We start from the raw sequence: 8047 nt of genomic DNA, 5'->3' as shown, positions 1-8047 counted from the left end.
TGCCAACGAAGGCTTTCCAGAGCTTCGGGCAAACGCTCCCATTAAAAATCCGGAAATCCTTTCAACCACACCGATGTGACCGCGAAGCGGGAACATCGGTCGGCCAGCCGCAGGCGGGCGCTTACATCCCGCCCCCGAGTGCCGCCATCGCCCGTCAGCCCCGGACACACTGTACGGACGCGGGACTTGCACGACGCCCGCTGCGTTTTACGCCGGAAGTGAATTCCGGCTACTTGCGGTCGTCGGCCGGGCTCCTGATGTCGCCCGGGGCCCCCGAGCATTGAAAGGCTGTTGTTCTTCGTAAACGAAGGCCCGCCATATCGTTGAAAAACGGCAGTTCATGCCAACGACGGTTTTCCAGAGCTTCGAGTCACCACTCTCCCCTTAAAAATCTGGAAATCCTTCCAACCACACCGATGTGACCGCGAAGCGGAACATCGGTCGGCCAGCCGCAGGCGGGTGCAGCAGCACACGCCTGCACTGAGATTGCAGCCCGAGCAGCGCCAGCCGAGCCTTCCGGCCATTGCGCCACGCCTTTTCCCCCGCCCGCTTTTTCAAAGCCCGACATCCGGCATTCTCACGGACCCCGCCGCGCGGCGCAGCCGCAAGGCGAAACAGGGGGGTGCGGGGGGAATTATTTCCCCCGCCGGGGTTCAGGGGCAGCGCCCCTGTGCCTTTCCGGGGTGCGGGGCAGGGCCCCGCCTTCTCTGGCTGTCCCATCCTCTCAAAATCTCACTTGCTTTCGAGGCAGAGGGAGATGAAGGCCTGCATGGGCGGGGTGAGGTATTTGCGCTTGTGGCAGATGACGTTGAAGTCGCGCTGGAGTTCGGGCCTGAGGGAGAAGGGGGCTATGCTGCCTTCGCTGATGTCCTTCTGCACGAGCAGGCAGGGCAGGGCGGAGACGCCGAGGCCTGCGGCCACGCCGCGTATGATGGCCTGATTGCTCACGCTTTCCCAGAGGGGGCGGACATGGAGCTGTTCGAGGGAGAAGCAGGCGTCGAGGATTTCGCGGCCGCCGCTGCCTTTTTCGCGGAGCAGCAGGGGATGAGCCGCCAGCTCGGCGATGGTGACGTCGTTTCGTCCGGCGAGGGGGTGTCCGGGGGGCGCTATGCCGCAGAGGCGGTCTTTTCTGAACGGGCGGCTGTGTATGTCCGGGTGCTGCGGGGCGTTTTCGATGAGGCCTATGTCTATGCTGTTGTCGGTGGCAAAGCGCTCTATGGTGGCGGAATTGTGGATGACCACCTCGGCATGGATGCCGGGGAAGCGTTCGCGGCAGGCCATGAGCAGCGAGGGGAGCACGTGCGTGCCTATGGTAATGCTGGTGCCTATGCGCAGCGTGCCGGTTTCGTCCCAGTCCGCCATTTTCTTTTCCATGTCCCGGAACAGGGAAACGATGTGCAGGGCATAGCCGTAGAAGGCCCTGCCGCATTCGGTGGGCACGATGCTGCGGCCCGTGCGCTCGAACAGGCGCACGCCGTAGTGCTGCTCAAGCTCGCGTATGGCCAGGCTCACGGATGGCTGGGACACGTGCAGCATGAGCGCGGCCCGCGTGATGCCGCCGGCCTGAAAGACCGTGACGAAAATGTGCAGATGGCGGAGTGTCATGGCATGTATAAGCAACAGGTTATGGATTCCATAAAATAATACTATTTTACTTCTCCACGGACAAGGGCCATGCTGTCGGGCAAAGGAGCAGGCAGCATGGCACGACGATGGAAACTGCTGGGGAAACTTTTTCTTTCCACGCTGGAGTTGAGCGCGTTCACGTTCGGGGGCGGATACGTCATTGTTTCCCTCATGAAAAAAACGTTTGTGGACAAGTTCCACTGGATAGAAAACGACGAGATGCTCGATCTTGTGGCCATAGCGGAAACGGCTCCCGGATCCATCGCCATAAGCGGAGCCATTGTGGTGGGCTACAAGCTGGCCGGGCTTCCGGGCATGTTCATCACGGTGGTGGCCACCGCCATTCCGCCGCTCGTCACCATTTCCCTCATTGCGCTGGGCTATGAGGCCGTGAGCGACAACGAGCTTGTGAAGCGTCTGCTTCTCGGCATGCAGGCGGGCGTGGCCGCGGTGATCTTTGCCGTGGTGTGGGATCTGGCGCGCAAGTATGTGAAGAAGCGCGACGCGGCGGCCATTCTTGTCATGTCGCTGGCGTTCGTGGCGGCGTATGTCTTTCATGTCAACGTCATCTATGTGGTTCTGGCGTGCATAGGCGTGGGGCTCGTGCACGCACTTCGTCTCATGAGGAGCGAAAAATCATGATGTACTGGGACATATTTTTCTGCTTCCTCAAAATAGGCGCGTTCAGCTTCGGCGGCGGATACGCGGCACTGCCGCTCATTCAGGGCGAAGTGGTGGGAAACTACGGCTGGCTTTCCATGCGCGAGTTCACCGACCTTGTGACCATATCGCAGATGACGCCGGGCTCGATTGCCGTCAACGCGGCCACCTTCGTGGGCACAAGGCTGGCCGGTCTGCCCGGGGCCGTCATCGCCACGGCGGGCTGCGTGCTTCCGGCCTGCTTCATCGTCACGCTGGTGGCGAAACTGTACCTGAAATACCGCGACATGACGCTCCTTGCCGGCGTGTTCGACGTGCTGCGTCCCGCCGTGGTGGCCCTCATTGCGGTTTCCGGCGCGGACATTCTCATGTCGGCCCTCTGGAATCATGAGGCGATCCTTGCGCTCAAGGACGTCAATCTGCGTCTTGCGGGCATCTTTGTCTTCAGCCTTTTTCTGCTTCTGAAATTTCGGATGAATCCCATACTCGTCATGCTGCTGGCGGGCGTCATCGAGGCGGGCGCGTACCTTTTGGAGTGAGGTCCGGCAGAAGCGTCGAAGCGCCGGAAGAGGCGGGCCATCGCCGCAGGAACGCGGGGCCTTCAAAAAGGGCGGTCACGGTCACGCCTTCCCCCCAAAGGCGGCGCGCCGTCTGAGGCCTGAGTTCTGCACCGGGCCGGGGGAGTCCTCCTCTGTATTAGACGTCGTTTTTCTGAAAAAACGCACGGTTATGCGGATTTTCGTTTTTTTCTTTACAGGGGCGTCCGGATAATATATTTTGATATCGAACAATATTGACGGCGTATTGCCGCTCGTCTTCCTTGAGCGTTCATGCGTGAGACGCCGGGGAAGGCGAGGGGCGGCGCAGGGAGGACAAGCATGACCATACGGGAGATTTACGAGCGGTTCGACCGCATAGGAAGCTGTGTGTTCGCCACGGTGAACGGCGACGAGCCGGAAACGCGCATTGCCCATTTTCTGGCGTGCGACGACGAGGGGCTGTACTTCATGACCATGACCACGAAGCCGTTTTATCGTCAGCTCAAGGAAACGGGCAAGGTATCGGTGTGCGGCATGTCGGCTTCGTCTTCGGTAACCATGAGGGACGACCGCACGCTGGAGATGGCGCCGGGGTATTTCATCCGCGTGACGGGCGACGTGCGGGAAGTAAGCATGGAGGAGATAAAGGCGAAGCATGATCCGGCGTTCAACTACGGCATCGAGGATCAGCAGCGTTACCCGGCCATGACGACCTTCGTGCTGTACCGGGCGAAGGGCGAGATATTCGACTATGATTTCGACATGAAGTTTCGGGATCACAAGCTGGAGCGGGAGCGTTTTTCCTTCGGCGGGCATCCCGTGGAAAAGGCCGGGCTCAGCATTACGGAAGCGTGTGTGGGCTGCGGCATCTGCGAGCGCGTATGCACGTTCAAGGCCGTGCACCGGGAAGGGGACAGGTATGTCATCGACGGTTCGCGCTGCGACGAGTGCGGCGACTGCTGGGTTCATTGTCCAGCCCATGCCGTGCGGCACAAGGGCGTTGCGGACCATGCCGGGGAAAAGGCATGACGCAGGGCGAGCGCAGAGCATGGCTTATTGAGGCCCTGCTCAGGGAACGGGGCGAGGCGGCCAGGCTGCCTGCGGACGAAGCGGCACGGAAAAGGCTGCTTCGGGCGCTGTTCAACGTGCGGCCTCCCGTGCCTGCGTCGCGGGAGTTTTTAACCGTGCAGGACGCCTATCTGCAGGAAGAGCGGCGCGCGCGGGGCGTGACGCCTGAAAAGGACGTGCCCTTTCTGCTGGGGCGACTTGCGCTCTGGCAGGGCGACATCACCACGCTCGGCTGCGACGCCATAGTGAACGCGGCCAACAGCGCCATGCTGGGCTGCTTCTGTCCGAATCACGGGTGCATCGACAACGCCATACACACCTTTGCAGGTGTTCAGCTTCGCCTTGCCTGCGCGCGCATCATGGAGGCGCAGGGGCATGAGGAGAAGACCGGCGGCGCGAAAATCACGCCGGGATTCAACCTGCCGTGCCGCTTCGTCCTTCACACGGTGGGCCCGGTGGTGCGCGGACCGCTCACGGCAGAGGACAGAGCGGCCCTGGCCTCGTGCTATACCTCGTGTCTCGACCTTGCGGTGAAAAACGGCGTCACAAGCGTGGCCTTCTGCTGCATATCCACGGGAGAGTTTCATTTTCCGCCGCAGCAGGCCGCGGAAATCGCCGTGGAAACCGTAGCGGCGCGCCTTGCCTCCCTCCCGTCCATACGAAAGGTGATATTCAATGTGTTCAAGGATTCCGACGCACAAATATACCGACGTCTGCTCCGGTGACGCCGAACGTCTGGCGCAGGCGCTGGCTGAGGCCGACGCCGTGCTCATAGGCGCGGGAGCCGGACTTTCCGACTCGGCGGGGCTGACCTATTCCGGCGAGCGCTTCCATCGGCTTTTCGGTGACTTTGCCGCGGCATATGGCATAACGGACATGTACTCCGGCGGGTTCTACCGCTTCCCCACGCCCGAGGAGCACTGGGCCTGGTGGAGCCGCCATGTCTGGTACAACCGCTACGAACCCGGCCCCATGCCGCTGTACCGGCGGCTTCTTGCGCTCGTGCAGGGGCGGGACTACTTCGTGCTTACCTCCAACGTGGATCATCAGTTTCAGCTCGCAGGCTTCGACAAGACGCGGCTTTTCTACATGCAGGGCGACTACGGCCTCTGGCAGTGCGCCACCCCATGCCACGAAAGCACCTACGACAATGAATCCGTCGTCAGACTCATGATGGAGCAGCAGAAGAATATGCGCGTGCCCTCCGATCTCGTGCCGCGCTGCCCCCGCTGCGGCAGGCTCATGACCATGAACCTGCGCTGCGACGATACCTTCGTGCAGGACGAAGGCTGGTTCGCCGCCAATGAACGCTACCGGACATTCCTGAAAGAGCACGAACGCTGCCGCCTCGTCTGCCTCGAACTCGGCGTGGGCTACAATACCCCCGGCATCATCAAGTTCCCCTTCTGGCAGCTGACCCGGAAAAGCAGCCTCGTCACCTACGCCGCCATGAACGCCGCCACCCCCTGCGTCCCCTCGGAAATCGCCGACCGCTCCGTCTGGCTCAAAGGCGACATAGCAGAAACGCTATCCCTCCTAGGATATTGAAAAGGCAGGAAAGACAGGAAAGACAGGAAAGGCATGCGGGGCGCCGCCCCGCACCCCGCCGGGGGAGATAATCTCCCCCGGGCCCCCATGTTTTGCCTTGCGGCTGCGCCGCGCGGCAGGTGTCATGCGGATGCCGGAAGTCGGACGCTGAAAAAGCGGGCAGGGCAGAAGGGGGGGGACGCCAAGGCCGGAAGACTCGGCGGACGCGTTTCGGGCTGCAATCTCAGTGCAGGCGTGTGCTGCTGCACCCGCCTGCGGCTGGCCGACCGATGTGCCGCTTCGCGGTCACATCGGTGTGGTTGGAAGGATTTACAGATTTTTAAGGGAGAGCGCTGGTTCAACGCTCTGGGAAGCCTTCGCTGACAAAGAACAGCCGTTTTTCAACGCTCTGGGACCCCGGTCGACGACCGCAGGCAGCCGGAATTCACTTCCGGCGTTAAGCGCAGCGGACGTCGTGCAAGTCAAGAGTCCGCACAGCGTGTCCAGTGCCGACGAACACCGTGTAATTATTAAAAGTTTTAGGCAGAGGGAGGGGGGAGCGGGGGGAGGGAGACCACCTTTTTCAAAAGGGGGTCTCCCTCCCCCCGCAACATTCCTCCTCCTCTTCTCTTCTTACCAGCCTACGCGGGTGCAGGAGAAGATCATTTGCCAGATATTGCCGATATGGGCGCTGCGCATGGGGCAGTCGGAGTCTTCATTGAGTTTTTTGAGGCGGTCGATGGTCTGCTGTTCCCGGTCGTGGCTGAAGACTTCCACGGGCATGCCGTAGCGGTGTTCGTCGGTCATGATGCGGCGGCTCAGGTTGAAGCGACGGCGCACGAGGGTGAGCATTTCGTCGTCGATAGCGTCGATTTCCGCTCTCAGTTTTTCGATGGCCTCTTCCGATCTGGGGTCTGCCATGGGGTCTGCCTTGTGGTGCGGCGCGGGTGGACTTCCCGTGGTGCGCCATATCCGTGCGGGAAGAAAAGGGGCTTTTTTGTGGGAATGCTCTTGCCGGGCGCGGCTGTCAAGGGCGGCGGCGCGGGGCGGGCGCATGAGTAAAAAATTTTTCTCCTTCGGGCCCCATTGCCGAGAACGGGCAAAAAGCGTATTTCTTACAGGTCATTTCCGCTCCCCGCAGGGAGTGAGAGACATTCATCACAGGAGATAATGAAATGAACCGAAACATAGTTTCCGCTCTTGCCCTTGTGTCCATGCTCGCGCTGCTCGGCGGCTGCAACGAGGAGGCGAAGCCTCAGAAGCCCGAACCGCAGTTCGGTGTGGTGCAGATTTCCAGACTCTATCAGGAATCCAGGCTCGGCAAGGAAGGCATAGCCCGCGTGAGCGAGCTGGAAAACAAGGCCATGGCCTCCCTCTCCACGCTTCAGCAGGATCTGGAAAAGGCGCAGAATGCCAAGAACGATGCGGAAGTACAGCGTCTGCAGAAGGAACTGCAGAGCCGCGTGTTCTTCCTGCAGAACGTCATCAAGCAGGATCAGGAACACGTGATGAACGTGCTTCAGACCGAAATGAAGAAGGCTCTTGAAAAGTGCCAGAACGACAAGTCGCTGTTCGGCATCTTCCCCGAAGAGGCGCTGGCCTCCTACAAGCCCGAAGTGGACGTGACCGACGCGGTGAAGACCATTCTTGACGCCGCCACCGCCACCTTCGGCGATCTGCCTTCTCTCGACAAGCCCGCGCTGCCCGAGCCCGAAAACGCCACGCCTCTTGAAGAGACGGACAAGGCCGCTCCCGCCGCCAAGGCCGACAAGCCTGCCGCGAAGGCTGAAAAGCCCGCGGACAAGGCCGCTGCTCCCGCCGCGAAGTAGCGTTTTTACCGCATGACAAAGGCCCGTTCTCTTCGGAGGACGGGTCTTTTTTTTCGGCAAGGCAGAAAGGCGGACGTCTGCACCGTGATGGGCGCGGCAGAAAATGGGCGGAAAAGAGCGCCGACCTGCGGAAGGGGGCTGCCGGAACATTCCCGGGAATGAAAAATCCGGGTGGACGGAAGGATATGCCGGAAGGCTCCGGCGGCCCGGCCGCTTCGGGTGAAGCGCTCCCGCATGCAGTCTTCAACAGGATGAAATATCTGGCCTTCATCCGGTACTTGCTCCCCGGGCCGTCCCTTTGTATAAGGACGGATATATCTTCCCTGAAACAGGAGTTCTCATATGTGCGGAATTATTGGCTACAGCGGGCATCGTCCCGCCGTTCCCCTGCTTTTGGAGGGGCTGCATCGTCTGGAATACCGGGGCTACGATTCTTCCGGCGTGGCCTTCGAGCAGGCGGGCCGACTCCATCTGGTGAAGGCGGCGGGCAAGCTTTCGGCGCTGGAGGCAAAGCTTGAGAACAACGCCTATCTTCTGGCCACCTCCGGCATAGGCCATACGCGCTGGGCCACGCACGGCCTGCCCGTGGAAAGAAACGCCCATCCGCATCTTTCGCAGGACGGGGACATTGCCATCATCCACAACGGCATCATTGAGAACTTTCAGGAAATCAAGGATGAGCTTTCCGAAAAGGGACACACCTTCCTTTCCGATACCGATACCGAGGTGCTCGCGCATCTCATAGGCGAGGAGCGGAAGACCGCCCCCAGCCTGCGCGAGGCCTTTGCCCGCGCGCTG

General features: G+C 61.0%; 8 protein-coding genes and 1 pseudogene. 7 read left to right on the top strand and 2 right to left on the bottom strand.

The genetic code is table 11. From position 1 onward, the window contains the following. Positions 1-732: 732 nt before the first annotated feature. Positions 733-1620 carry a LysR family transcriptional regulator gene (locus tag Q0J81_RS09525; RefSeq protein ID WP_294447446.1) on the bottom strand — a complete coding sequence of 296 codons (888 nt, stop codon included), beginning with the start codon at positions 1618-1620 and terminating at the stop codon, positions 733-735. An 81-nt stretch (positions 1621-1701) separates the two neighbouring features. Between Q0J81_RS09525 and Q0J81_RS09520 the strand changes: the two genes are divergently transcribed. The 5 genes from Q0J81_RS09520 (at position 1702) to Q0J81_RS09500 (ending at position 5441) form a co-directional block, all read left to right on the top strand. Further along, positions 1702-2268: a chromate transporter gene (locus Q0J81_RS09520; RefSeq protein WP_294447445.1), complete on the top strand. Its 567-nt coding sequence runs from the start codon at positions 1702-1704 to the stop codon at positions 2266-2268. Beyond that, positions 2265-2825, top strand: coding sequence for a chromate transporter (locus Q0J81_RS09515; RefSeq protein ID WP_294447443.1), 561 nt, complete (start codon positions 2265-2267; stop codon positions 2823-2825). Before Q0J81_RS09520 ends, Q0J81_RS09515 begins: the two co-directional genes overlap by 4 nt. A 339-nt stretch (positions 2826-3164) precedes the next feature. Beyond that, positions 3165-3854: a 4Fe-4S dicluster domain-containing protein gene (locus tag Q0J81_RS09510; protein WP_294447442.1), complete on the top strand. Its 690-nt coding sequence runs from the start codon at positions 3165-3167 to the stop codon at positions 3852-3854. Further along, entirely contained in the window at positions 3851-4618 is a 768-nt protein-coding gene (locus Q0J81_RS09505) for a protein-ADP-ribose hydrolase (RefSeq protein WP_294447440.1), read from the top strand. Before Q0J81_RS09510 ends, Q0J81_RS09505 begins: the two co-directional genes overlap by 4 nt. Beyond that, on the top strand, positions 4569-5441 hold the full coding sequence (locus tag Q0J81_RS09500; RefSeq protein WP_294447438.1) for a hypothetical protein: 873 nt from the start codon (positions 4569-4571) through the stop codon (positions 5439-5441). The genes Q0J81_RS09505 and Q0J81_RS09500 overlap by 50 nt, the downstream gene beginning before the upstream one ends. 612 nt (positions 5442-6053) lie before the next feature. Here the strand turns inward: Q0J81_RS09500 and Q0J81_RS09495 are convergent. Then, positions 6054-6341 (bottom strand): chorismate mutase, encoded by a 288-nt coding sequence (locus Q0J81_RS09495; protein ID WP_294447437.1) that lies wholly within the window; start codon positions 6339-6341, stop codon positions 6054-6056. Between the two features lie 254 nt (positions 6342-6595). Between Q0J81_RS09495 and Q0J81_RS09490 the strand changes: the two genes are divergently transcribed. Beyond that, positions 6596-7249 carry an OmpH family outer membrane protein gene (locus Q0J81_RS09490; RefSeq protein ID WP_294447436.1) on the top strand — a complete coding sequence of 218 codons (654 nt, stop codon included), beginning with the start codon at positions 6596-6598 and terminating at the stop codon, positions 7247-7249. A gap of 342 nt (positions 7250-7591) precedes the next feature. Further along, positions 7592-8047: pseudogene (locus tag Q0J81_RS09485) on the top strand (glutamine--fructose-6-phosphate aminotransferase); the annotation flags it as partial.

The sequence above is a fragment of the uncultured Mailhella sp. genome (assembly GCF_944324575.1).
Classification (GTDB): domain Bacteria; phylum Desulfobacterota; class Desulfovibrionia; order Desulfovibrionales; family Desulfovibrionaceae; genus Mailhella.
This window is presented reverse-complemented; position numbering and strand designations above follow the sequence as displayed.

Coding starts and splice junctions, on each gene's coding strand:
- Q0J81_RS09520 (WP_294447445.1), top strand. CDS start 1,702: ATGGCACGACGATGGAAACTGCTGGGGAAACTTTTTCTTTCCACGCTG.
- Q0J81_RS09505 (WP_294447440.1), top strand. CDS start 3,851: ATGACGCAGGGCGAGCGCAGAGCATGGCTTATTGAGGCCCTGCTCAGG.
- Q0J81_RS09515 (WP_294447443.1), top strand. CDS start 2,265: ATGATGTACTGGGACATATTTTTCTGCTTCCTCAAAATAGGCGCGTTC.
- Q0J81_RS09490 (WP_294447436.1), top strand. CDS start 6,596: ATGAACCGAAACATAGTTTCCGCTCTTGCCCTTGTGTCCATGCTCGCG.
- Q0J81_RS09495 (WP_294447437.1), bottom strand. CDS start 6,341: ATGGCAGACCCCAGATCGGAAGAGGCCATCGAAAAACTGAGAGCGGAA.
- Q0J81_RS09500 (WP_294447438.1), top strand. CDS start 4,569: ATGTGTTCAAGGATTCCGACGCACAAATATACCGACGTCTGCTCCGGT.
- Q0J81_RS09510 (WP_294447442.1), top strand. CDS start 3,165: ATGACCATACGGGAGATTTACGAGCGGTTCGACCGCATAGGAAGCTGT.